23 protein-coding genes and 1 rRNA gene are annotated in these 25,221 nt (G+C 48.7%); all 24 read left to right on the forward strand.

From position 1 onward, the window contains the following. The first annotated feature begins 239 nt into the window (after positions 1–239). The gene (spoIIE, locus tag ICC18_RS31255; RefSeq protein WP_188178327.1) at positions 240–2,732 is read left to right on the forward strand and encodes a stage II sporulation protein E; all 2,493 of its coding nucleotides are present in this window, start codon (positions 240–242) and stop codon (positions 2,730–2,732) included. Between the two features lie 369 nt (positions 2,733–3,101). Further along, positions 3,102–3,821: a vWA domain-containing protein gene (locus ICC18_RS31260; RefSeq protein ID WP_188178354.1), complete on the forward strand. Its 720-nt coding sequence runs from the start codon at positions 3,102–3,104 to the stop codon at positions 3,819–3,821. Then, positions 3,805–4,710, forward strand: a complete 906-nt coding sequence (locus ICC18_RS31265; protein ID WP_188178328.1) for a protein kinase domain-containing protein — start codon at positions 3,805–3,807, stop codon at positions 4,708–4,710. The genes ICC18_RS31260 and ICC18_RS31265 overlap by 17 nt, the downstream gene beginning before the upstream one ends. A gap of 32 nt (positions 4,711–4,742) precedes the next feature. Then, positions 4,743–6,158 (forward strand): tRNA lysidine(34) synthetase TilS, encoded by a 1,416-nt coding sequence (tilS, locus tag ICC18_RS31270; RefSeq protein ID WP_188178329.1) that lies wholly within the window; start codon positions 4,743–4,745, stop codon positions 6,156–6,158. A gap of 116 nt (positions 6,159–6,274) precedes the next feature. Beyond that, positions 6,275–6,814: a hypoxanthine phosphoribosyltransferase gene (gene hpt, locus ICC18_RS31275; RefSeq protein ID WP_188178330.1), complete on the forward strand. Its 540-nt coding sequence runs from the start codon at positions 6,275–6,277 to the stop codon at positions 6,812–6,814. A gap of 94 nt (positions 6,815–6,908) precedes the next feature. Then, positions 6,909–8,870, forward strand: a complete 1,962-nt coding sequence (gene ftsH / locus ICC18_RS31280; protein WP_188178331.1) for an ATP-dependent zinc metalloprotease FtsH — start codon at positions 6,909–6,911, stop codon at positions 8,868–8,870. A 202-nt stretch (positions 8,871–9,072) separates the two neighbouring features. After that, on the forward strand, positions 9,073–10,011 hold the full coding sequence (gene nadA, locus ICC18_RS31285) for a quinolinate synthase NadA (RefSeq protein WP_188178332.1): 939 nt from the start codon (positions 9,073–9,075) through the stop codon (positions 10,009–10,011). 157 nt (positions 10,012–10,168) lie between these two features. Then, on the forward strand, positions 10,169–11,773 hold the full coding sequence (gene nadB / locus ICC18_RS31290) for an L-aspartate oxidase (protein ID WP_188178333.1): 1,605 nt from the start codon (positions 10,169–10,171) through the stop codon (positions 11,771–11,773). Between the two features lies 1 nt (position 11,774). Beyond that, positions 11,775–12,644 (forward strand): carboxylating nicotinate-nucleotide diphosphorylase, encoded by an 870-nt coding sequence (nadC, locus tag ICC18_RS31295; RefSeq protein ID WP_188178334.1) that lies wholly within the window; start codon positions 11,775–11,777, stop codon positions 12,642–12,644. Beyond that, positions 12,641–13,405, forward strand: a complete 765-nt coding sequence (locus ICC18_RS31300) for a type III pantothenate kinase (protein WP_188178335.1) — start codon at positions 12,641–12,643, stop codon at positions 13,403–13,405. Before nadC ends, ICC18_RS31300 begins: the two co-directional genes overlap by 4 nt. Before the next feature lie 23 nt (positions 13,406–13,428). After that, the gene (gene hslO, locus ICC18_RS31305; protein ID WP_188178336.1) at positions 13,429–14,295 is read left to right on the forward strand and encodes an Hsp33 family molecular chaperone HslO; all 867 of its coding nucleotides are present in this window, start codon (positions 13,429–13,431) and stop codon (positions 14,293–14,295) included. A 35-nt stretch (positions 14,296–14,330) separates the two neighbouring features. Further along, positions 14,331–15,281: a peptidylprolyl isomerase gene (locus ICC18_RS31310; protein ID WP_188178337.1), complete on the forward strand. Its 951-nt coding sequence runs from the start codon at positions 14,331–14,333 to the stop codon at positions 15,279–15,281. Between the two features lie 112 nt (positions 15,282–15,393). Then, the gene (cysK, locus tag ICC18_RS31315; protein WP_188178338.1) at positions 15,394–16,335 is read left to right on the forward strand and encodes a cysteine synthase A; all 942 of its coding nucleotides are present in this window, start codon (positions 15,394–15,396) and stop codon (positions 16,333–16,335) included. 169 nt (positions 16,336–16,504) lie between these two features. Next, entirely contained in the window at positions 16,505–18,049 is a 1,545-nt protein-coding gene (locus ICC18_RS31320) for an anthranilate synthase component I family protein (protein WP_312029640.1), read from the forward strand. 39 nt (positions 18,050–18,088) lie between these two features. Then, the gene (gene pabA, locus ICC18_RS31325; protein ID WP_188178339.1) at positions 18,089–18,670 is read left to right on the forward strand and encodes an aminodeoxychorismate/anthranilate synthase component II; all 582 of its coding nucleotides are present in this window, start codon (positions 18,089–18,091) and stop codon (positions 18,668–18,670) included. Positions 18,671–18,673: 3 nt separating this feature from the next. After that, a complete protein-coding gene (pabC, locus tag ICC18_RS31330; protein WP_188178340.1) occupies positions 18,674–19,537 on the forward strand; it encodes an aminodeoxychorismate lyase in 864 nt (287 codons plus the stop codon). 20 nt (positions 19,538–19,557) lie between these two features. After that, the gene (folP, locus tag ICC18_RS31335; protein WP_188178341.1) at positions 19,558–20,376 is read left to right on the forward strand and encodes a dihydropteroate synthase; all 819 of its coding nucleotides are present in this window, start codon (positions 19,558–19,560) and stop codon (positions 20,374–20,376) included. 24 nt (positions 20,377–20,400) lie between these two features. Beyond that, positions 20,401–20,766 (forward strand): dihydroneopterin aldolase, encoded by a 366-nt coding sequence (folB, locus tag ICC18_RS31340; RefSeq protein ID WP_188178342.1) that lies wholly within the window; start codon positions 20,401–20,403, stop codon positions 20,764–20,766. After that, entirely contained in the window at positions 20,767–21,279 is a 513-nt protein-coding gene (gene folK / locus ICC18_RS31345) for a 2-amino-4-hydroxy-6-hydroxymethyldihydropteridine diphosphokinase (protein WP_188178343.1), read from the forward strand. Then, complete coding sequence (locus tag ICC18_RS31350; protein WP_188178344.1) at positions 21,261–21,473, forward strand: helix-turn-helix domain-containing protein; 213 nt, start codon at positions 21,261–21,263, stop codon at positions 21,471–21,473. Before folK ends, ICC18_RS31350 begins: the two co-directional genes overlap by 19 nt. 5 nt (positions 21,474–21,478) lie before the next feature. Then, positions 21,479–22,507, forward strand: a complete 1,029-nt coding sequence (gene dusB, locus ICC18_RS31355; RefSeq protein ID WP_188178345.1) for a tRNA dihydrouridine synthase DusB — start codon at positions 21,479–21,481, stop codon at positions 22,505–22,507. A 240-nt stretch (positions 22,508–22,747) separates the two neighbouring features. Continuing rightward, complete coding sequence (greA, locus tag ICC18_RS31360; protein ID WP_188178346.1) at positions 22,748–23,224, forward strand: transcription elongation factor GreA; 477 nt, start codon at positions 22,748–22,750, stop codon at positions 23,222–23,224. A 111-nt stretch (positions 23,225–23,335) separates the two neighbouring features. Next, positions 23,336–24,832, forward strand: a complete 1,497-nt coding sequence (gene lysS, locus ICC18_RS31365) for a lysine--tRNA ligase (protein ID WP_188178347.1) — start codon at positions 23,336–23,338, stop codon at positions 24,830–24,832. 316 nt (positions 24,833–25,148) lie between these two features. Further along, positions 25,149–25,221: ribosomal RNA gene (locus ICC18_RS31370) — 16S ribosomal RNA — on the forward strand; the annotation flags it as partial.

Raw genomic sequence — 25,221 nt, forward strand, 5'->3', positions numbered from 1 at the left:
ATCGACATCAATTTACGGGTATCTCCCTCATCCGAGGGACGATAGTTCGGGTCAATCAGACTTTTCGTGATACTCAGATCTCCGCGAGGCAAGACTAGGCAAGGGCTGAAGCAAGATGACAAAGCCGCCGCGGCTTGTCGGAAATTTCTTTGAATCTACCAACTCATTCTGACAAACTTTCTGCTAGATTGTCTCTATACTAGAGAAACAATATCGAGGAAATGGAAGGTGTTCAAGAGATGCAAAGAAAAAGCGTAGTCACAGCGATCGGCGGGCAATGGACGGGGTTTTGGCAAAAAGCGAAAACGAGCGCTTATAGCTCAGCGGTAGAAAATCGGTTCGTACAAGCATTCGTTGCCAAGAAATGGGCGCTGCTGCTCATTGTGATGGGTTTTTTGCTTGGACGAGCTATGATTCTCGAACAGCTGTCTCCATTTGCGTTGGCGTTTTTCGCGGTTATTTATTTTACGAGAAGAGATTTACTGCATTGGGTGGGTGTTGCTATATTTGCGGGCAGTTTGTTATCGCTGCAGGCCCATACGGGCTACATTGTGACAGAGATGATTGTCTTTTTGCTCATACAAAAGGCTTGCGAGAAATATGAACGGTCCGATGTCTCATTAGCTCCGCTTCAGGTGTTTAGCGCCACGTTCCTGGTTCAATTATTTGCAGCACTTGTTGTGTCCAACCTGAGCTGGTACTCCGTCATGATGATCGGGGTGGAATCGCTGTTGTCGCTCGTGCTCACACTGATTTTCATCCAAGCGGTGCCTGTATTTACACTGAACCGTAAAAACTATCATTTGAAACACGAAGAAATCATCTGTCTCATCATCCTGCTAGCTTCTGTGATGACGGGTACGGTAAGCTGGGCCGTCGGTCCGGTTACCGTGGAACATGTCCTATCCCGTTACTTAATTTTGCTCTTCGCACTGGTCGGAGGCGCCCCATTCGGTGCTTCGGTCGGCGTTATTACCGGGCTCATCTTGAGCTTGGCGAATAGCAATGCGATCTATCAGATGAGCTTGTTAGCTTTCTCGGGCATGCTGGCGGGACTTCTGAAGGAAGGCAACCGGCTTGCTGTCGCATTCGGTATGCTGCTGGGCTCCTCGATTCTCTCGTTCTATATGGGGACTAGCGTGGATGTGATTAATTCCACATGGGAATCCCTTGCGGCCGTGGCGCTCTTCTTGTTAACTCCGCGCAGCCTCGTTCAAGCCTTGGCTAAATATGTGCCTGGTACGCAGGAAAATTTGAAATCCCAACAAGATTATGCCAAGCGCGTTAGGGATGTGACCGCAGGTCGCGTGGAACAATTTTCAGAAGTTTTTCGTCAGCTGGCTCGCAGCTTTAAGCAATTAACGACGGAGAATGCGGAAAGCCGCAGAGAGGAAGATGTGGGGCATTTCATGAATGCCGTTGCCCATAAAACCTGTGATACGTGCTGGAAAAAAAATCAGTGCTGGGATCAGAAGTTTTACCAGACGTATACGTATATGACGGATATGATGACGAGTATTGAGTCAAAGGAGGAAATGACGAAGAAGGATATCCCGCAGGAATGGAAAAAAATATGCACCCGTACCGATCAAGTCTTGGATGTGATGAAGAGTCAATACGGCCTTTATAAGAATGATATGCATTGGAAAAAGCAAATTCTCGACAGCCGCCAGCTCGTAGCGGATCAACTTTCGGGAGTATCGCAGGTCATGGAGGATCTGGCCAAGGAGATCAAACGCGAAGGGCAGGAGCTGTACTTCCAGGAAGAGCAAATCCGCAGCGCCTTAGAGGAGCTGGGCTTGTCCATTCACACCATCGACATTATTTCCTTAGACGAAGGTAATGTCGAAATCGAAATCATTCATCAGTATACGAAGGGTTTCGATGAATGCCGCAAAATCATTGCGCCGCTTCTTAGCGAAATTCTCGGCGAGAACGTCGCCGTGAAACGGGAGGAGATGCACGAGCGCGGCGAGGGCTACAGCACGGTCGTCTTCGGCTCCGCCAAAGAATACGAGGTGGAGACCGGTATCGCCGGCGCGGCCAAAGGCGGCGATCTGCTCTCGGGCGACAGCTTCTCCACGGTCGAGCTGGGCAACGGCAAGTTTGCCGTTGCGCTCAGTGACGGCATGGGTAATGGCGAGCGCGCACGGGCGGAGAGCTCGACGGCGCTGAACATCCTGCAGCAGCTGCTGCAGTCGGGCATGGACGAGAAGCTCGCGATCAAGTCGCTCAATTCGGTGCTGATGCTGCGCTCTTCCGATGAGATGTACGCGACTGTCGATATGGCTTTGATCGACATGTACAGTGCGAACACGACGTTCATGAAAATCGGCTCGACGCCGAGTTTTATTAAGCGGGGCAGTGAGGTGATTTCCATCTCGGCGAATAACTTACCGGTAGGGATCCTACAAGATATTGATGTCGATCTCGTCTCGATTCCGCTTCAGTCCGGGGATATCCTTATTATGATGACAGACGGCATCTACGATGCGCCTGGCCCTGCAGTCAATAAAGAGATGTGGATGAAGCGCATGATCCAGGAGATCGATACGACAACGCCGCAGGACTTCGCGGACTGCTTACTAGAGCGGATTTTCCGCTACCACCATGGCGAAGTCCAAGACGATATGACTGTTGTTGTAGCGCGCGTGGAAAAACATCAACCGGAATGGGCGACGTTCCGCTGGCCGGGAGTTACACGTATGGAGCGTCCGAAGACGGTCAGTTAGCATATGTGAGAAAACCTCTATCGAGGCTATTCAATGATGGCGACCGCTCTTCTACCCCACAAAGTGAAGTAATCCTTCGAAGCAAATTCCGAATACTTTGCGGGGACCCCAATAAGGCGGCAGGTTTTATCGCTAATAGGAAAGTGTTTTTCTGGAACCGAAAACTTGTACTTTCTTATGTGGTAAAAAAGCAGTAACAGCAGGGGAGCTGTTACTGCTTTTTCGCATGTGCCGGGCTAACGGATCGACTTCACGCGATATATCCATATCTTCCCTGCCCTATGATTAGACGCTCTCGCAAATGGGAATGCTAGGAAGGTAGCTGCTAGAAAGCTAATCTTGTCTGGTATCAGGGAGGCTAATTGCATGATGAAACAGATTTTACTAATTACAGATGGATGTTCGAACGTAGGAGTTAGTCCGGTAATTGCGGCGGCTCAAGCGCATGCGGAAGGTATTACAGTCAACGTCATCGGCGTTATTGATCAAGGCGAATTAGGAATGCTAGGGTCTGAAGAAATTAGAGAGATTGCTGCTGCCGGAGGCGGTATGAGCAGGATTGTAAATTCAGCTCAACTGTCACAGACGGTTCAGATGATGACGCGTAAAACCGTATCCGCAACGATCCAGCATGCGGTCGGCAAAGAATTGCAAAGCATCCTGGGCCACGCGCAGCTCGAACAACTGCCGCCTCAGCAGCGAGCTGAGGTCGTTCAAGTGATAGATGATATGAGCGAAACTTCTTCCTTAAGGGTAGCTCTGTTGATAGATGCTAGTGCAAGCATGAAGCCCAAGCTGGCGGCCGTACGTGAGGCTATTCATGATTTACTGTTAAGTCTCCGTGCCCGCTCGGGCAAGAGCGAACTGGCTGTGTTCCATTTTCCATCTGCCAAGAACCGTGATGCCGAGCTCGAGATGGATCTCAATTGGACAAATGAGCTTGCAAATCTCGACAAGATGTTCTATAAAATAAACATGAAGGGTACAACACCGACAGGTCCGGCCTTGCTGCAAACGCTGCAGTTCGTGGCGGACAAGCCTTTCTCACAACCGGCCGAGGATGGGATGCTGAGTGACTACGTGGTATGAGGACGCCTTTCGTCCAGGATCAGAAATCCAAGGAAAATGGAACGGTCGCGTGTACGTGGTCGAACGTTTATTAGGTGCTGGTTCTAACGGAGTTGTCGCGCTCGTACGCAGAGGAACGGTCAGATTTGCGCTCAAGGCAGGGCGTGAAACGGTGGATCATCAATTCGAAATTAATTCGCTTCACGCGTTATCTCTTACATCAACGTCGTTCAAGGGCTTTTTGATCGATGTAGACGATATGATCGTACAGGGCAAGGAAGTTCCTTTTTTTGTCATGCGGTACATTGAGGGGATGAACATCTCTGATTTTTTACATAAGTGGGGTAAAGAATGGATCTATGTTATTGGGTCTAACCTTCTCAAGAAGCTGACCGAGCTGCATAAAAGCGGCTACGTGTTCGGCGATCTGAAGATTGAGAATATGATTGTTTCCAATTATGGAGACGTGGACCTGATTGATTTTGGCGGTGTGACGCCCAAAGGCAGAGCCATCAAGCAATTGACGGAGGTCTATGACCGAGGCTTTTGGAAGGCGGGGGAGCGGGTTGCGGATGAAAGTTATGACTTGTTCTCATTTGCTATTTTACTCATAAAAGCGCTGGATCAAAAAAACCGATTAGCTGCTCTATCGAAGTCGCTGCCGCAAAATCGGGAAATTGAACAACTGTATGCGATCATCAAAGAAAATCCGGTTGCGGTTCGTATCGCGCCTTTTCTTCATCAAGCATTGAACGGACAGCTGAAAACCTCCCGGGAAGCTTATCAATATTGGAGGAGCCTCGTTGCAGGTAAAAAGCTGGCCCCGTCACCGCTCAAGCTGCCATGGCTCAAAATATGCTTCGCAGCCTCGTTGTTTATTTTCGGGGCAACTGTCTATATATATTGGTAGTAAAAGGATGAAGCAATAGAAAGGACTGGCGAATGGACACAAACCTTGTTGCCAAGGTGGAATATAGAATCATCCAAGAACAGCTCATTCATCCGGGAGATGGGGTTGTCGTCGCAGTATCAGGCGGACCTGATTCTGTCGCGCTGCTTCATGTCCTATTTGCGCTTTCGGACCGCTATGGCTGGAAATTGATTGTGGCTCATGTGAATCATCGCTTTCGCGGGGCGGAATCGGATGCTGAAGCTGTATTCGTGGCGGATCTTGCATCTCACATGGGGCTTCCACATGAAATCGGTGATATCGATGTACCTGCCTATATAGTAGAAACTTCGCTCAACGGGCAAGCAGCGGCGCGGGAGAAACGCTACGCATTTTTGCATGAGGTTGCGGATCGGCACGGCGCTCAGCGTATTGCTTTCGCACATCATGCCGATGATCAAGCCGAGACGGTGCTGATGCGTCTTCTTCGTGGAACGGGCCCATCCGGACTGGTTGGAATGCCGGAAAGAAGGCTTGAAAAAAAAGTGGAACTGATTCGTCCTTTCCTACGTATATACAAATCAGAACTTGTGCAGTATTGTGCCCAGCATGATATCGCCTATTGCCAAGACAGCAGCAACGAGCTGCGAAAGTATTTTCGCAATCAGGTTCGATTGGATGTGATGCCGATGCTGAAACAGTATAACGAGCAGCTCCCGGAGTCGCTGAACCGATTAACGGAACTAATGCGAGCCGAGGATGACTATTTGGAAAAGGAAGTCGTGCAGATTTATCGCCAAATCGTTGCTCAGCAGCTGGGTGTGTCTCGTTTGAAGAGGTCCGACTTTACAGGACTGCATGTTGCTTTACAAAGGCGTTTGATTAAACTAATATTAAACTGTCTTTGTTTGGACATGGATAGGCTGGATTTTGCCAAAGTCGAGTCGATTCGCGAGTTGATCTTGCAGCATCAGGTTTCCAACCAAGTTCTTGAATTGAATGAGCAGCTTTATATAGTGAGAGAATATGAAGCCATTCAATTTCAGTCGTTTGCACCTTCTCCAAGACCTTATCGGCATCAAGTCGAGTTGAATGTAAACAGGCTGGAACTTCCGGAAGCAGGTGCCAGGCTCGAGTACTCGGTAATCCGCTTAACTTCGGATCATCCGTCCACCCATTCATCCACTGCGATGGATGCCTATTTCGATTTGAATCAGCTTCAATTGCCGCTATTTGTACGGAGCCGCGAAGCGGGAGATCGATTGGAACCTCATGGTTTAAACGGGTCCAAAAAGGTAAAAGATATGTTCATTGATGCCAAAATACCCTTAAGCCGGCGCGATGTCATTCCTATGCTGGTCGATGCAACCGGTCATATTCTCTGGATTGCGGGCTTTCGCAGGTCAAGACATGCTTTGGTAGGGCCGGCAACAGAACGAGTGCTTCATATGAAGCTAGTGCTGAAGTAGGGGTATAAATTTCGTTCGCTTAGATGAATGTTTAATAAGTCCGCTGTCAGACTTTTTAAACAACCTATAGAATGTAAATTTATAAGGTTTCATAATATAATCTAGGAGGTTCATCCTTGTACAGCGACATTCAAGAAGTACTTTACAGCGAAGAGCAAATTCAAGACAAAATCAAGGAATTAGGGGAGCAGCTTAGCATCGATTACGAGGGGAAGAACCCACTGGTCATCTGCGTACTTAAAGGGGCTTTCATCTTCATGGCTGACCTGGTAAAGCAGATTAAAGTGCCGTTGGAGCTCGACTTCATGGCTGTATCCAGCTATGGCGCATCCACGAAATCTTCCGGTGTTGTGAAGATCATCAAAGATCTCGATGTTCCGGTGGAAGGTCGTCACATCCTTATTGTGGAAGACATTATCGATAGCGGTTTAACGCTGAGTTATCTGATTGATGTATTGGAGCGACGCAATGCCAAATCGATTTCTGTCGTTGCTCTATTTAATAAGCCGGCGCGCAGAACGGTGGAGCTGGAGCCTGATTATTCAGGATACGTGCTTCCTGATGAATTCGTTGTCGGATATGGTCTGGATTATGCGGAGAAATATCGGAACCTACCATTTATCGGCATATTAAAACCAGAGATCTATACCAGCTAGTCATGTCCCTAAGCTTGTTCGCACTGCTTTGTTGTAGTGCTTTACCGGGATGTGGTAAAATAAAAAAAGTGTGCCGTTCGAGAGGAGGCCCGGGATGAATCGAATTATCCGGAATACCGGTTTTTATTTGCTTATATTTTTGGTTACGGTCGGTATCGTTCATTTTATTAGTACCCAAAACGAACAAAAGGATCTAATCACGTACGATAAGTTCCGACAAGAGGTTCAGAATAAAAATGTAGAGTCTGTAACGTTGAAATTCGATGGCTATACGTATCTGATTAGAGGTACGTACGCGAAGCCCCCAAGTGCTGACAAGAAGACCTTTGAGACGCATGCCCCATACGATACATTGGTGGTATCTCTGATTGAAGCCAATGGAGTGCCTAACGAAAAGTACGAAACCATGGAGAGAGATAGCGTATGGATTAGCTTCCTCACCTCGATTATTCCGTTTGTCATCATCTTCATCCTGTTCTTCTTTCTGTTGAATCAGGCTCAAGGTGGCGGCGGTAAAGTTATGAACTTCGGCAAAAGCCGTGCCCGCTTATATAATGAAGAGAAAAAACGCGTTACCTTCGAAGACGTGGCTGGAGCTGACGAAGAGAAGCAGGAACTCGTTGAGGTTGTTGAATTCCTCAAAGATCCGCGGAAATTCGCAGCCGTAGGCGCGAGAATTCCGAAGGGGGTTCTGCTTAACGGGCCTCCGGGTACCGGTAAAACGTTGCTTGCAAGAGCTGTCGCTGGCGAAGCCGGCGTGCCGTTCTTCAGTATCTCAGGTTCTGATTTCGTCGAAATGTTCGTCGGTGTCGGTGCATCCCGTGTGCGCGACCTGTTCGAGAATGCGAAAAAGAACTCACCTTGTATTATTTTTATCGATGAGATTGACGCAGTGGGTCGTCAGCGCGGCGCCGGCTTAGGCGGCGGCCATGACGAGCGTGAACAAACGCTCAACCAATTGCTCGTAGAAATGGACGGCTTCGGTGCGAACGAAGGCATTATTATCGTCGCTGCAACGAACCGCCCGGATATTCTGGACCCTGCACTCTTGCGTCCGGGACGCTTTGACCGTCAAATCACGGTAGACCGTCCGGATGTCAAAGGTCGTGAAGCGGTACTGAAAGTACATGCACGCAACAAGCCTCTGGCGAAAGATGTGAAGCTGGATGCACTATCCCGCTATACAACTGGATTCACAGGTGCTGACCTCGAAAATCTGTTGAATGAAGCAGCTTTGATTGCTGCTCGCCGCAACCGCAAAGATATTTCGATGGACGAAATTGAAGAAGCGTTCGACCGCGTCATTGTCGGTACGCAGAAGAAAAGCCGAATCATTAGTGATCGTGAGAAACGCATTGTCGCTTATCACGAAGCCGGACACGCAATTATCGGTTACTACGCCGAGAATGCGGACATGGTGCACAAAGTTACGATCGTTCCACGCGGTCGCGCCGGCGGTTATGTGATGATGCTGCCCAAAGAAGGCGAAGATCGTTTAGTCCAGACGAAGACAGAACTGCTGGATAAGGTAACTGGGCTTCTGGGCGGTCGTGTTTCAGAGGAACTTTACATTGGTGAAATTGGAACAGGGGCCTACGATGACTTCCGTAAAGCTACAGGTATCGTTCGCCGTATGATTATGGAGTTCGGTATGAGTGATAAGCTCGGACCGATGCAGTTTGGCAATGTCCAAGGCCAAGTATTCTTGGGCCGCGATATCGGACATGAGCAGAACTATAGTGACGCGATTGCTTACGAAATCGACCAAGAAATGCAGAATATGATCCGTGGCTGTTATGAAAAAGCTCGCCAAATTCTGACCGAGCATGCGGATCAGGTTCATCTGATCGCGAAAACGCTGCTCGAGAAAGAAACGCTCGACAAAGATGACATTATCGCTTTGTTGGAAAAAGGCAAACTGGATGCAGGCGCTGAAGACGATGAGCTCAAAGTGAACATCCAAGTTCAAAGCCATGAGAACGAAAGCAACAAGCTCGAGTTTGACAAAGATAAAGAGAAGGATTCGAAGTCCAATTCGGATCAATCCGAAGAGTAACATGCAAGGGCAAGTCGTAAATCCGGTGTACACGTTAGGTGTACCCGGATTTTCTGGTTTTTTCGGTGGATTTGCGCATTGACAGGGGATGCGGATATGTGTAAATTAGTTGTAAATCTCTAATTTTAGAGCTATTTGATCATACTAATCATTAGATAGACAGCAAGTATATTCTATGTCCCACATAGGGGAGGAACCATTCATGGAAGCTCTGGCTTTAGAAAGAAAAGCCGAGCAGAATCGCGAACTTAAAGAGCGGTTGCTGCAGCTGAAGAAAGAACGCAATGCCATCATTCTTGCTCATTATTATCAGAGAGACGAAGTTCAAGAGGTTGCCGATTTCCGGGGGGATTCCTTCTTGCTTGCGCAGAAGGCGGCAGAAACTGACGCGGATGTTATTGTATTCTGCGGTGTGCATTTCATGGGGGAAAGCGCCAAGATATTGGCTCCCAACAAGACGGTCATTATCCCGGATGAAAGAGCCGGTTGTCCAATGGCCGATATGGTTAATGTAGAAGGTCTTCGCGCTTTGAAGCGTCAACACCCGAATGCCAAAGTGGTAGCCTACATTAACACTTCAGCTGAGGTGAAGTCCGAAACCGATATTTGCTGTACGTCTGCCAATGCAATTAAAGTTATCGAATCCGTCGATTCGGATGAAATCATCTGGGTACCGGATAAAAATTTAGGTGACTATGTATCAAAATTCACAAACAAAAAGATCATCATCTGGGAAGGTTATTGCAACACGCATGATATGCTAACCGTTAAAGATGTAGAAGAAATGCGGGCACAGTATCCGAATGCGCAGTTCGTCGTTCATCCAGAATGCCGTCCGGAAGTTGTGAAACTAGGCGATTTCGTAGGCAGTACGACGGCTATTATCAAATACTGCCGTGAGTCCGACTGCCAGGAATTCATTGTCGGAACAGAAGATGGTACAGGATACCAGCTTCGTAAAGACAGCCCGAATAAGCAATTCCATTTTGCTACGAAATACTTGGTTTGCCCGAATATGAAAGTTAATAACCTGAAGAAGATTGTTAAAGCCTTAGAGACGATGCAGCCAGAAATCTATGTACCGGAAGATGTAGCTAATAAAGCAAGATTGTCCTTAGAGCGCATGTTACAAGTTAAGTAGCATGCGCTACTCTCTTGTTTAGGTTTGGGGTCCCCGCAAAGTACCCGGAATAAGCTTCGAAGGTCTTCGTCACTTTGTGGGGTAATTTAGGTTTGGGGTCCCCGCAAAGGTAATTATTACTTTGCGGGGGAATTTCGTATGAAACAGGTGAAGCGGCATGATTCCTAGATATCTTGTAGATATAGATTTAGATTCCATTCCTCATGTACATACAGATGTGATCGTCATTGGCGCAGGGATCGCAGGATTGTTCACCGCCCTTCGCGCAAGTGAAACCAAAAAAGTGCTGATGATCACAAAGAAGTCGCTCCTTGACAGCAACACACGCTATGCCCAAGGGGGCATAGCCGCGGTCATCTCCGACGAGGATTCGCCGGAATATCATAAAGAGGATACGCTTATTGCTGGGGCAGGCCTCTGTTCTCCCGAAGCCGTCGATGTGCTGGTCCATGAAGGGCCTAACGGCGTACAGGACCTAATCCGTATGGGTACCCAGTTCGACTTAGAGAACGGGGAGTTCGCTTTAACGAAGGAAGGCGCTCACAGTCAGCGCCGTATTTTGCATGCACACGGCGACGCCACGGGCGCCGAGATTGTACGAGCCCTATCGGAGCGCACGAAGCTGGATCCGAATATTGAGATTTGGGACGATCACTTTGTGATCGACCTGATAACACAGGACGGCGAGTGCTTCGGCGCACTCGTGCAAAAGCCGGACGGCCAGCGGGTCTATGTCCGCGGCAACGCAACGATTCTTTGCTCCGGCGGGGCGGGGCAGCTGTTCCGCTATACCACCAATCCCGACATTGCCACCGGGGATGGTATTGCCATTGCTTATCGCGCCGGCGCGCACATTCAAGATGTGGAATTTATCCAATTCCATCCGACGGCTCTGTGCTATCCCGGCGCTCCGCGCTTTCTCATCTCCGAAGCGGTGCGCGGCGAGGGAGCCTATTTGCGCAACATTAAAGGAGAGCGCTTCATGGAGCGCTACCATCCTCAATTAGAGCTAGCGCCAAGAGATGTAGTTGCCCGGGCTATCGTCGATGAGATTGAGAACAATAAATCTACTTTTGTGTATCTGGACATTACGCACGAAACGGAAGAACTCATTAAACATCGTTTTCCGACGATTTATGAATACTGTTTGAATTATGGTCTGGATATGACCACGGACTGGATTCCGGTTGCACCGGCTGCTCATTATATGATGGGCGGCGTAAAAACCGACCTTCACGGAGAGACTGCCGTACGTCGGCTCTTTGCCTGCGGCGAGGTATCTTCTACGGGCGTGCATGGCGCTAACCGCTTGGCAAGCAATTCGCTCTCCGAAGCTATCGTTTTCGGCAGACGCATCATCGAGCGTATTCAAGAGCTGCCGCCTCTAACCGGCAATCCTACCTTACGGGCGGAGTCGCCCAGGACCGAAAGCCCGAAGCAAGCCGTTGTCGAGAAGAAGCTGAAATTGCAGAAAACCATGCTCCGCTATGCAGGACTGAAGCGCACAGCCAAAGGCTTGCAAAAAGGATACGACGAATTAGCGCGGCAGTTGTCGATCTACGAGACGCAAATGACCAAACGCGAGGATTATGAGTTCGCAAACTTGCTCAATTGCGCATTGTTAACAACAACAGCTGCTCTGCAGCGCGAGGAAAGCCGCGGCGGCCATTACCGCGAAGATTTCCCGGGACGAGACGACCTGCATTGGAAAAAGCATATAGTTTTCAAGCGCGGGGAAGATAGGGTTGAGGAGTGGATATAATATGCTGGATTTAAATATGGAGCTCATTCGTAAAAATATTCGTCTGTGGCTGGAAGAAGATATCGGCACGGGTGATGTAACAACCCTGACAACAATCCCTTTGGAGCACGAGTCCAAAGGGATTATCCACGTCAAAGAAGACGGGATACTTTGCGGATTGCCGATTGCCAAAGAGGTTTTCAACGTTGTTGACCCAACGCTTCGCTTTGAAACCAAAGCAGTGGAAGGATCGTCTGTTAAGAAAGGGACCGTATTAGCCGAAGTTGAGGGGAAAACGCGAAGCATTTTGCTTGGAGAACGATTGAGCCTTAATCTCATGCAGCGCTTGTCAGGTATCGCGACCAAGACATATGAGTTTGTCGAGGCGCTGGAAGGTCTTCCGACCCGGCTTGTGGATACAAGGAAAACAACCCCAGGGCACAGGTTGCTGGAGAAATATGCAGTACGTGTTGGCGGCGGCCATAACCACCGGTTTGGTCTATATGATGCTGTCATGATTAAGGATAACCATATTAAAGGTTCCGGTGGCATTACGCAGGCAATTCAAGCGGCACGCATGCAGATCCCGCATACGATGAAGATTGAAGTGGAGGTGGAGAATTTCGACCAGCTCCACGAAGCTTTAGCGGCAAGCGCGGACATTATCATGCTCGATAACATGGTGCCCGAAAAGATGAAAGAAGCGGTTTCAATAATTAAAACCAAAGCGCCGCATATTGTAGTAGAAGGTTCGGGTTCAGTAACACCACAGACCATCAAACGGATGGCTGAAACAGGTGTCGACGTCATTTCTGTAGGAAGGCTTACATATTCCGTAACAGCGCTAGACATTAGTCTCGACTTGAATGAGCGGAAGGGGACAGCGCTATGATTCTTGTCGTCGATGTAGGGAATACCAATATCGTGCTCGGGTTATACCGGGAACGTACACTGCTGCACCACTGGCGGATCAGCACGAATCGATCTGCAACGGTAGATGAATACGGGATGCTGCTGCACAGCTTATTTCAGCATTCAGGAATCTCCTTCTCACAAATAGAAGGCATCATTATCTCATCCGTTGTACCTCCGCTTATGAATGTATTGGAAAACCTTTGCTTACACTATCTAAAAAGAACGCCATACGTTGTTGGTCCCGGTATCAAGACTGGGCTCAATGTACGTGTCGACAATCCGAAGGAGGTAGGTGCGGACAGGATCGTCAACGCAGTTGCTGCGCTTGAACTATATGGTGCTCCTTGTATCATCGTCGACTTCGGTACGGCGACCACCTATGACTACATTGATCCTTCGCAGCAGCTCGTAGGTTGTGCAATCGCGCCAGGGATCGGGATTTCTACCGAAGCATTGTACCAAAAGGCGGCAAAGCTGCCGAGGATTGAGCTCGTTAAACCCAAAAGCGTCGTCGGCCGCAATACCGTTGCTGCGATGCAAGCCGGGATTATTTTCGGATACGTCGGTCAAGTAGACGGCATCGTGGAACGCGTGAAGCAAGAATTCAATGTGAATCCGACAGTTATTGCTACAGGAGGATTGGCGGAGTTGATTTCAAGCGAATCTCGTACCATTCAGATCGTGAACCCGCTATTAACGCTGCAAGGCTTACAAATGATCTACGAAAAAAATGCATAACGTTGTTCAAGAAAGGAACCAACATGAGTGATTATTTGATACGAGGAACTGCACTCGATGGAAAAGTCCGTGCCTTTGCGGTGCAAACGACCGCCATTACCGAAGAACTCAGCCGCAGACACCAAACGACGCCGACAGCTACCGCGGCTTTAGGAAGAACGGCTGCCGCAGGACTTCTCATGGGAGCTATGCTGAAGGGCGAAGAACATCTCATCATACAAGTGAAAGGCGACGGACCGATCGGCCAAATCGTGGTCGATGCGAACGCTAAGGGTGAGGTTCGCGGCTATGTGGATAATCCGCTAGTTGATCCGCCTCTCAAGGCGAGCGGAAAGCTGGATGTCTCGGCTGCCGTCGGTACGGAAGGATTTTTATACATAACGAAAGATTTAGGGTTAAAAGAGCCTTACAAGGGCAGTGTACCTATCATCTCCGGGGAATTGGCGGAGGATTTCACGTATTATTTTGCTAAGTCTGAGCAAACGCCTTCAGCCGTAGCACTCGGGGTTCTCGTCGATAGAGATCATTCTATTAAAGCTTCAGGCGGATTCGTGATCCAACTGCTTCCGGGGTTGACTGACGAGGAGATTGGTGAGATTGAAGATATGCTCGCTCGTATTCCTTCGTTCACGAGCATGCTGGATGGCGGGCTCAATTTGGAGGAAATTTTGCAAACCGTACTTCCTTCCGTACAGATCATGGATCAGATGGATGTTAAATTTCGCTGCAAATGCAGTCGTGAACGGGTAGAGCAAACATTGATCTCCTTAGGCAAGGCTGAATTACAAGAAATTCTTGACGATGATGGCTTTGCCGAAGTGGTGTGCCATTTCTGCAATGAAGCTTATCGATATGATCGTGAAGATTTGCAGCGGATGATCGACCTGTAGAGCAACAGGATTATGGAAGCAAAGAGGGAATTAGGATGCGGAACGTAAAGCGATTGTGGGGAGTCATCGGCATGCTGGCCGTATGTATTCTTGTGCTCACTTCCTTGTTGATCGCCCGTTCCACGAACCAACCGGAACCCACTCAACCACCTGAGCCGCAGCAGCGGGGTGAGCAGGACAAAGAGCGGGTAGTAGCAACAATTGGAAGCCGTGAAATAACCATTCAAGAGCTTCAGAAGGCGCTAGAACGTCATTATGGTACTGAGCTGCTCAATCAGATGCTGGATCGTGAAGCGATACGTCTGGAAGGAAGCGAATCGGGAACGACCATTGGAAACGCGGAAATCGAACGTGAATTGAGGCGTATGCAACAGGGGTACGAGAGTGAAGATCAGTTTTATGCTTCCATGAAGAACCAATTGGGGATGTCTAAGGAAGAAATTAGAGAAGATGTGAGCAATAAGCTTCTATTAGAAAAGCTTGCAACTAGAAATGTTGTCATTTCCGATGCCATTGTAGATGAATATATCAAGACGCATCCCGATGAGTTCAAGCAGGAGACGGAATATAATATCCAGCAAATTATTGTGTCCACGAAAGAGCAGGCCAATAAGGTATTAGCGGAATTGGCTAAAGGCGAGGATTTTGCGATTTTAGCCAGAGATCGTTCCCTGGATGATGCGACCAATAACAGCGGCGGAGATTTAGGTTGGATAGAAGGGGACGATCCCTTTGTCGCAGCACCTGTTTTAGAAGCGGCTAAACAATTGAAGGTTGGAGAAGTAAGCAAACCTGTTCCTATGCAGCAAGGCTTTGCGATTGTGAAGCTGAAAAATCGGAGAGAGAAAGCGAACCCTGATCGTGCCTTTATCCGCGAAAATGTGCGAAGAGAGCTTGCGCTGCAAGAAGCGCCTCCTTTGAAAGATTTTATCGTTAGTATTCGGAATAAATGGGGCGTTAAGATTATTGACCCCCAATTTCAATAGGCAGCTGTGAAAATGTGGTTGACAACCTGTAAGCGCATTGATAAGATGAAAGTATTAATGCCGACTAAACAACTCGGAAATCATAATTTACTCAATCTGGAGGGGAAATAGCATGGCAAAATTAGTGCAAAGCATTACTGATTTGATTGGGGATACACCGTTAGTTCGTTTGAACCGCGTCGTTCCTGAAGGCAGTGCAGAAGTATATGTGAAACTCGAGTATCAAAACCCGGGTGCAAGCGTAAAGGACCGTATTGCCATCTCCATGATCGAAGTGGCTGAGCAAGAAGGTAAATTGAAGCCAGGCGACACGATTGTCGAGCCAACTAGCGGTAACACAGGAATCGGATTGGCTATGGTTGCAGCCGCTAAAGGATATAAAGCTATTCTCGTTATGCCGGAAACGATGAGCTTGGAAAGACGTAACCTGCTTCGCGCATACGGCGCTCAGCTGGTGCTGACTCCAGGAGCGGAAGGTATGAAAGGTGCGATTCGCCGCGCTGAAGAGCTTCAGGCAGAGAATCCGAACTATTTTATCCCGCAACAATTCAAAAACCAAGCTAACGTGAAAATTCACCGTGAAACTACAGGCCCTGAGATCGTTGAAGCGATCAAAGGCCACGACGGCAAGCTGGATGCATTCGTTTCCGGTATTGGCACTGGCGGTACAATTACGGGTGCAGGCGGCGTGTTGAAAGAGAATTTCCCAGGTATCAAAATTTATGCGGTTGAGCCTGCTGCTTCTCCGGTTCTTTCCGGCGGTAAGCCAGGTCCTCACAAAATTCAAGGTATCGGCGCGGGCTTCGTTCCAGATATCTTGAACACGAACATCTACGATGAAATTATCGCGGTAGAGAATGATGATGCATTCGAAACTTCCCGCCGTGTAGCGAAAGAAGAAGGTATCCTTGGCGGCATTTCTTCGGGCGCAGCGATCTTTGCAGCGTTAAAAGTAGCTAAAGAATTAGGCGCCGGCAAGCGTGTCGTCGCTGTGATTCCAAGTAACGGTGAGCGTTACCTCAGTACGCCGCTGTACCAATTTGAAGAGCAATAAGCAATCACTGCTTAATTGAGAGCCTCCAGCCTAGCTGGGGGCTTTTTTTCTGGGAACCGTTAGAGTATACTAATGGACAACTATATGGAATGCGGGCTGAGGATAAGACCAGATATAACCCGTGTTCAGTACTAATTATCGGAAGAGCAAGTGTTAAGGGGGGCATGAAGTGATCCTTACAACTTTAGAGCAGTGGCGCAATTGGTCCTCTGCATATACAATGCTTCCTTATGTCATTAAGCTGGGGCTGGCGGACGATCGGATTCATTCCTGGCAGGAAGCATGGAAGGAAGCGGCGCCGGACTCATTTGTGCTGGAGAGCGGAAAAGGCGGGCGATATACATTTTTCGGCCTCCATCCTATATCAGCGATCCGCGGAAAGGGGATGAAAGCGGAAATATCCGTTCCTGCTCAATCTTTGACAGGCGCTCCTCTCGATGTCGTCAAGCAATGGATGGCTCCATATCGAAGTCCCAAGGTAGAGGGAGCGCCAAAATTTCTAGGCGGTTGTGTCGGCTACTGGAGCTACGATGTCATCCGCACCATCGAGAAATTGCCTGAACGTGCGGCTGACGATCTCCCAATACCGGACTACAGCTTCGCGATGTACGATCAGGTATGGACGTTGGATCACGTCGATAAAGTCTTATACATCGCAGTGCATGCCCCCCTTGCCGAGGGCCACAAGGGGGATGACGCCTATCTGCAGCAGCTGTATGAGCAGGCGCATCAGCGCGCACAAACGATGCTGAATCGCTGGCATGCGATTCGCGCAAGCAACTGGTCGGGCAGTGGCGCACATGCAACTACCGGCTCAACTGACCAGCCTGCCATCGCGCGCGAGCAGCTGAATATCGATGTAGAGCGCATCGAAGGCATCCGGCCTGCCTTCGGCAAAGAAGACTACATGGATTCGGTGGAGGCCATCCAAGCTTACATCTCCCAAGGTGACGTGTTCCAAGTCAACTTGTCCGTGCGGCAGAGCCGCAAGCTGCACACGACGCCGGAAGAGATTTACGAGGCGCTGCGCGTCGTCAATCCTTCGCCGTACATGGGCTTGCTCCGTTTCGCGGACTTCGCTCTCGTGTCCGGCTCGCCGGAGCTGCTCGTGCAGCTCGAAGACGGCGTGCTGCGCACGCGGCCGATCGCGGGCACCCGCCCGCGCGGCAAGGACGAACAGGATGACCTGCGCCTGGCCGGCGAGCTCATCGACAATGATAAAGAACGCGCCGAGCACGTCATGCTGGTCGACCTCGAGCGCAACGATCTCGGACGGATTTCCCGATACGGATCCGTCCGCGTCAAAGACTTCATGGTCATCGAGTACTATTCCCATGTGATGCACATCGTCTCCGAAGTCGTCGGCGAGCTCGCCGAAGGCAAGGATGCCTACGACGTCATCGCTGCGACCTTCCCGGGCGGAACCATAACGGGCGCGCCGAAGATCCGCACCATGGAAATTATCGAAGAACTCGAACCGGTTCGCCGAGGCCCATATACTGGGTCCATGGGATGGATTGACTATAACGGCAATATGGAATTTAATATTATTATACGCACGCTGGTAGCCGTTCAAGGGATGGGTCATATTCAAGCGGGAGCAGGCATCGTCATCGATTCCGTACCTGAGCGTGAATATGTGGAATCTTTGAACAAAGCCAAAGCGATGTGGAAATCGATAGAATTTAGCGAGCGGAGTATGAGCCGAGCGTGAAGCCCAAGAAAGGCTTACGAGACGAAAGGGGAGCTTAGAATGATTTTAGTGATCGACAATTATGATTCATTTACGTACAACCTTGTTCAATACTTGGGGGAGATCGGGGAAGAAGTCGTCGTCCGCAGGAATGACGAGATTGATCTAGCTGGTGTGGAGGCGCTGAAGCCCGACCATATCTTAATATCTCCGGGTCCGTGTACCCCGAATGAAGCAGGCGTCAGCCTGTCGCTTATTGATCATTTTAAGGGCAAAATCCCAATCTTCGGTGTCTGCCTGGGCCATCAGTCCATCGGACAGGCGTTTGGCGGCGATGTGATTCGCGCCGAGCGTCTGATGCACGGTAAGACCTCGCCTATTTTCCACGATGGGAAAACGTTGTTCGAAGGATTGCCGTCTCCATTCACGGCAACGCGTTATCACTCGCTCATCGTGAAATCCGAGACGCTGCCGGATTGCCTGGAAGTGAGCGCTCGTACCGCTGACGGCGAGATCATGGCGCTTAGACATAAAGAATATCCGATCGAGGGTGTTCAATTCCATCCGGAATCGATCATTACCGACCATGGACATCAAATTTTGCGAAATTTCTTACGCCGTACAGCTAAAACAGGAGCGTAATTCATGATAATCAGCATAAATGGCACTTTATATGAGGAACAACAAGCCGTGGTCTCGGTCTACGACCACGGTTTTCTTTACGGGCTCGGCTTGTTCGAGACGTTTCGCACTTACAAGGGCAGGCCGTTTCTTCTCCCGCAGCATCTCCATCGCTTAGAAGAAGGGTGTAGTGAACTTGGCATTACATACGAACCGAACATCGAACGAATTCAGCAACTTATTTCCAAGCTCCTAGAAGCCAATAACCTTAGCGACGCATACATACGTTTTTCCGTTTCTGCAGGCGTGGATGCGCTAGGACTCCCGTCCGGAGCTTACCAACAGCCTAATGAAATCATTTACATCAAACCGCTTCCTCCAAGGGACGCGAACCTGTACGAGAAGGGCAAAGCGCTGCAGCTCCTTAAACTGCCGCGCAATACGCCGGAAGGCTTATATCGATTCAAGTCATTTCATTATATGAATAACATTCTCGCCAAGAGGGAACTCCAGAACTATGAGTGGGCCAAAGGTGCCGAAGGCTTGATGCTGACTGAGGATGGGTATTTGGCGGAGGGCATTGTCAGCAACCTCTTTTTTATCAAAGATTCCATCATGTTCACGCCATCGCTGGATACGGGAATTTTGCCCGGCATTACCAGGGCTCACGTGCTCAAACTCGCTCAATCGAACCAAATTCATACCCAAGACGGACTGTACACATGGGAAAATCTTATCGATGCGGATGAAGTGTTCATCGTGAACTCGATCCAAGAAATTGTCCCTATCACAACATTGTATACGCCTAGTGGACAAAACCATCCAATAGGACGAAGCAGCGCAGGCCCGATAACGCGCCAACTTATCGAACTATATAACAATCGTTAACCATATAGGAAGTGAAAACCATGAAAATGTTATCCTGCAGAGGACACGAGCTGCCCATTGGTGATCGAACGATCATCATGGGTATTCTGAATGTTACGCCGGACTCCTTTTCGGATGGCGGTCAGTACCTAGCGATTGAAACAGCCGTGCAAAGAGCGCGCCAAATGATCGCGGAAGGCGCAGATATTATCGATATCGGCGGCGAATCCACACGTCCCGGCTCAACTTTAGTCACTGAGGAGGAAGAATTGCGCCGCGTTATTCCGGTCATTCAAGCGCTCAGCCAAGAAATAAACGCGCCTATCTCCATAGATACATATAAAGCCGAAGTCGCCAAACAAGCTCTCGAAGCGGGAGCTCATATCATCAACGACGTTTGGGGCGGTAAAGCCGACTCCCTTATGGCGGGAATAGCCGCTCAGTACGGTTGTCCTTTCATTATCACACATAATCGCACTAACATGGGTTACACGGACTTCCTCAACGATGTTATCGCAAATCTCCAGGAATGCATCGCACAAGCCCAACAAGCCGGCATTCGCAAAGAGAACATCATACTTGATCCGGGTATCGGATTCGCCAAAACTTACGAACAAAACCTTTATCTCATGAACCGCCTCCGCGCCATAGCCGATATCGGTTTCCCCGTTCTGCTCGGCACGTCCCGCAAAAGCATGATCGGCATCGCACTCGGCGGGGTACCTGCTGACGAACGGCTGGAAGGCACCGCGGCTACAATCGCGCTCGGTATCGCCCAAGGTTGCAGCATAGTCAGAGTACATGATGTGCAGGCAATGAAGCGTGTCGCTGTCATGACAGACGCAATCATTCGCACCTAACATACCTATGGAGGCCTCCCGAATATGGATAAAATTACACTCTCACGCATGCAGTTTTTCGGCAATCACGGTGTTTTCACAGAAGAAAATAAACTCGGTCAGCGCTTTTATGTCGATGTAGAACTCCTCATGCCGCTAAATAAGCCCGGTCAATCGGATCATCTTGACGACACGATCAATTATGCGGAAGTTTTTTTCAAAGTCAAAGAGGTTGTCGAAGGCCGCACCTTCAAACTCATTGAAGCACTGGCAGAAAATATTGCATCCGAGCTGCTGCATACTTATACTAGTATCAATGAAGTGACGGTTCGCGTCATTAAGCCGCATCCGCCATTTCCCGTGATTTTTGACGGAGTTACCGTAGAGATTAACCGAAAGCGGGCCAATTGAATGACAGCCGAAGAACGACAAGCCATAACAGCTTATGTGGCACTGGGATCTAATATAGATGATCGCGAGCGCTATTTGCAGCAAGCCATAATAGAGTTGAATGAACATGCGGGGATCAATGTTACCGCGCAATCAAGCATATATGAGACCGACCCCGTAGGTTATGTGGATCAAGCGGCATTTTTGAATATGGTTATTGAAGTCTCCACGACACTACCTGCAGAAGAGCTCTTGACCACCATGCTTGCCATCGAGAAACGACTGGGTAGAACGCGCGATCTGCGCTGGGGCCCAAGAACGATCGATCTGGATATGCTCCTATACGGCGAACAACGGCTTTCAACCCCCGACTTGATCATTCCGCATCCGCGGATGCATGAGCGGGCTTTTGTGTTAGTTCCTCTCGCAGAGGTTCTCTACAGTCGGCAAGATGCAGCTTTAGAATTCATCTCCGCCCAATTGGAGAAACTGGAAGGAAAGGAAGGCGTCGTTTTATGGAAAAAAGTTCAGTAGCACAGCGCATCCGCGCTTTTCGTAAATTAAAAGGTTATACCCAAAACGAACTGGCCGATTTGCTTGGCGTATCGATCGCTATTTTAGGTGCAATTGAACGGGGTACACGCAAACCGGATAGCAAAATCATTAACAAAATTTCGCAAGTGCTAAACATCGAGCCCGATGAATTGGTCCCTGCGGTTGCGAGGTGAGAAGTATGAATTCTTCGGGTCTTAAAATAGGAAATGTCGAAGCTCCCAATAAAGTCGTACTGGCGCCGATGGCTGGTGTTTGCAACCCCGCATTCCGGCTGATTGCCAAGGAATTCGGCACGGGCCTCGTTTGTGCGGAAATGGTGAGCGATAAAGCAATTGTCCATGGCAATTCCCGCACGATGGATATGCTTTATGTTGATGATCGGGAGAAGCCGCTCAGTCTGCAAATTTTCGGCGGAGATACGGAGACGCTCGTTGAAGCGGCCAAAGTCGTCGACCGTCACACGAACGCAGATATCATTGATATCAACATGGGCTGTCCTGTGCCCAAAATCACAAAGTGCGACGCGGGTGCCCGCTGGCTCCTGCAACCGGACAAAATCGAAGAAATGATCGCTACCGTTGTAGCGGCTGTTAGTAAACCGGTCACAGTCAAAATGCGTATCGGCTGGGACTCCGAGCATATTTACGCCGTCGAGAATGCCAAAGCCGTTGAAAGAGGCGGCGGCAGCGCGGTCAGCGTTCATGGTCGTACCCGTGAGCAAATGTACACCGGCAAGGCGGATTGGGATATCATCCGGGACGTGAAGCAGGCCCTGTCGATTCCTGTCATTGGCAACGGCGATGTCGTTACGCCGGAAGATGCGAAGCGGATGCTCGACCACACTGGTGTGGACGGTGTTATGATTGGACGCGGCGCGTTAGGTAACCCGTGGATGCTGTACCGTACAGTGCAATACCTGGCTAAAGGCGAACTGCCGCTAGAACCGACCGCCGAGGAGAAAATCCGTATCGCGATCCTTCATATGGATCGACTCGTTGCCTTGAAGGGTGAGCATGTAGCCGTGAAAGAAATGCGCAAACATATGGCCTGGTATCTCAAAGGCTTGCAAGGAGCAGCTCGTGTTAAAGACGTCATCATGGACCTTGTGAAACGCGATGAAATGGTACGGGTTTTGAATGAATATGTCGAGAATTTAGAGACGCATTCTGTGTCTGCTTCGGCTGGGGAAAGTACAGTGCTTCATTAAAAAATGAAGCGCTGGCTTAGATTGACATTTTGAAACCGTTGCAATATAATCAGTCAATATTAATGTGTGTTCCCGCATATAGTGAACGACAGCGGTGTCATCTTGAGGCACGAAGCTAATATATTAACTAATAGTGAATTCATACTACTTGAATCAGCTCTTTTTATAGATCTAACTCCTAGCAGGAAGCATTGATTCAACGATATGAAAATTTTTCACACGACGGGAGATCAGTTGGGAATGAGTGAAAAAGAAGTCATTCTTACACAAGAAGGCTTGAAAAAGCTGGAGGAAGAGCTTGAGCATCTGAAATCGGTGAAACGCCGTGAAGTCGCGGAAAGAATCAAAGTAGCCATCGGCTATGGCGATATCTCGGAGAACTCCGAATACGAAGATGCGAAGAATGAACAAGCCTTTATTGAAGGAAGAATTATTACCCTTGAAAAAATGCTGCGCAACGCGCGGATTATTAATAACGATGACGTAGATATCAATACGGTGAGCGTTGGTTCAATCGTGACACTGAAGGATTTGGAATTCGGCGATCTCGTAGAATATAACATTGTAGGTACGGCAGAATCCGATCCTTTTCAGAATAAGATCTCTAATGAAAGCCCAGTGGGTAAAGCCATTCTCGGCAAGCAAAAGGGTGCAACCGTTGATGTTAACGTACCTGCCGGCGTCATTCAGTATCAGATTATCGATATTAAAAAGTAATGTGCAGCCGCGTCGCTTTGGAAAGCTTCCTTCCGGAAGCTTTTTTCCGGTTTTTAACCCGAAAATCCATCAGTCGCTTGAGCCATTGAATAAAACCTAGGAGATGAAATCATGAGCCAGGAACTGGAATTAAATGAACTGCTCGTTATTCGCCGCAACAAATTGGATGAGCTCCGCGCTTTAGGCGTAGACCCGTTTGGAAACAAATACGAAAGAACACATACGGCTAAGCAAATTCTTGATGCTTATAACGATAAAACCAAGGAAGAACTGGACGCCGAACCGGTTGAAGTTTCCGTTGCCGGTCGTATTATGCAAAAAAGAGGCATGGGCAAAGCCAGCTTCGCCCACCTTCAAGACATTTCCGGCAAAATTCAAATCTATGTGCGCGAAGATTCGGTAGACGCCAATAAATACCAGGCATTTGATCTTCTTGATCTTGGCGATATGGTAGGCGTTCGTGGTGTTGTATTTAAAACCAAAACCGGCGAAACTTCCATTAAGGTGAAATCACTTGAAGTTTTGACTAAATCCTTAATTCCGCTGCCTGATAAATTCCATGGTTTGAGTGACGTGGAACTTCGCTACCGTCAGCGTTATGTGGATTTAATCACGAACCAGGATGTGCAGCAAACCTTCATTCTGCGTTCCCGCATTATTCAATCGATGCGCCGTTACTTGGATTCCTTGGGTTATTTGGAAGTTGAAACACCGACATTGCATGCGATTGCCGGCGGAGCTTCGGCACGCCCGTTTATTACTCATCACAATGCACTCGACATGCAATTATATATGCGTATAGCGATCGAGCTTCATCTAAAGCGCCTTATCGTGGGTGGCTTGGAAAAGGTCTATGAAATCGGCCGCGTATATCGTAATGAGGGGATCTCTACTCGTCACAATCCGGAATTTACGATGATCGAGCTATATGAAGCTTATGCAGATTACAAAGACATCATGAAGCTCACGGAGGAGCTTATTGCTCATATCGCGCAAGAGGTTCTCGGTAAGACGACAATCCAATATGGCGACCACGAAGTCAATCTGGCGGTAGGCTGGAGACGTGTATCTATGGTTGATGCGGTCAAAGAAGTCACAAGTGTAGATTTCAGCGTCCATATGTCCAATGAGGAAGCGCACCGTTTGGCCAAAGAACATAAAGTTCCGGTAGAGCCTCACATGACATTTGGTCATATCTTAAACCAGTTCTTCGAGACTTTCGTGGAAGAGACGCTTATTCAGCCAACCTTTATATATGGACACCCATTAGAAATCTCTCCTCTGGCTAAAAAGAACCCGGAAGATCCGCGTTTCACGGATCGTTTCGAGCTCTTTATCGTAGCGCGTGAGCATGCGAATGCCTTCACGGAGCTGAACGATCCTATTGATCAAAGGGAGCGTTTCGAAGCGCAGCTTCGCGAAAAAGAGCAAGGTAACGATGAAGCTCATGAAATGGATGATGATTTCATCCGTGCATTGGAGTACGGTATGCCGCCTACAGGGGGCCTCGGAATTGGAATTGACCGTTTAGTAATGCTGCTCACGAATGCTCCGTCCATTCGCGACGTATTGTTATTCCCATTGATGCGTGAACGTCAAAGCGAGTAAAATCCTTATATTACGGGGCGCCGGCAGGTGTCCCGTATTTTTTAAAAATAATACTTGCATTGTTTATCTCGTCTGTGGTATCTTATTAAATGTCGCCGCTGAGAGGCGGGCGAAAGTAACTTGAGAAAAACAAGTTGCAAAGTATTTTTGAATGTGGTATATTAGTCTTCCGGCTTTTGAAAAAGAGCGGGATGGACGAGAGTAATTGTTCTTTGAAAACTGAACAACGAGTGAAGAAGCAAGTCGAGCAATCGACTCTAAACTTTTAAGAGATTAATAATCTCGTCAGCTTTAAATGAGCTATTCAGATTCATCCTTTTTGGAGAGTTTGATCCTGGCTCAGGACGAACGCTGGCGGCGTGCCTAATACATGCAAGTCGAGCGGTCCC

The organism is Paenibacillus sedimenti, from assembly GCF_014534655.1.
GTDB lineage: Bacteria > Bacillota > Bacilli > Paenibacillales > NBRC-103111 > Paenibacillus_E > Paenibacillus_E sedimenti.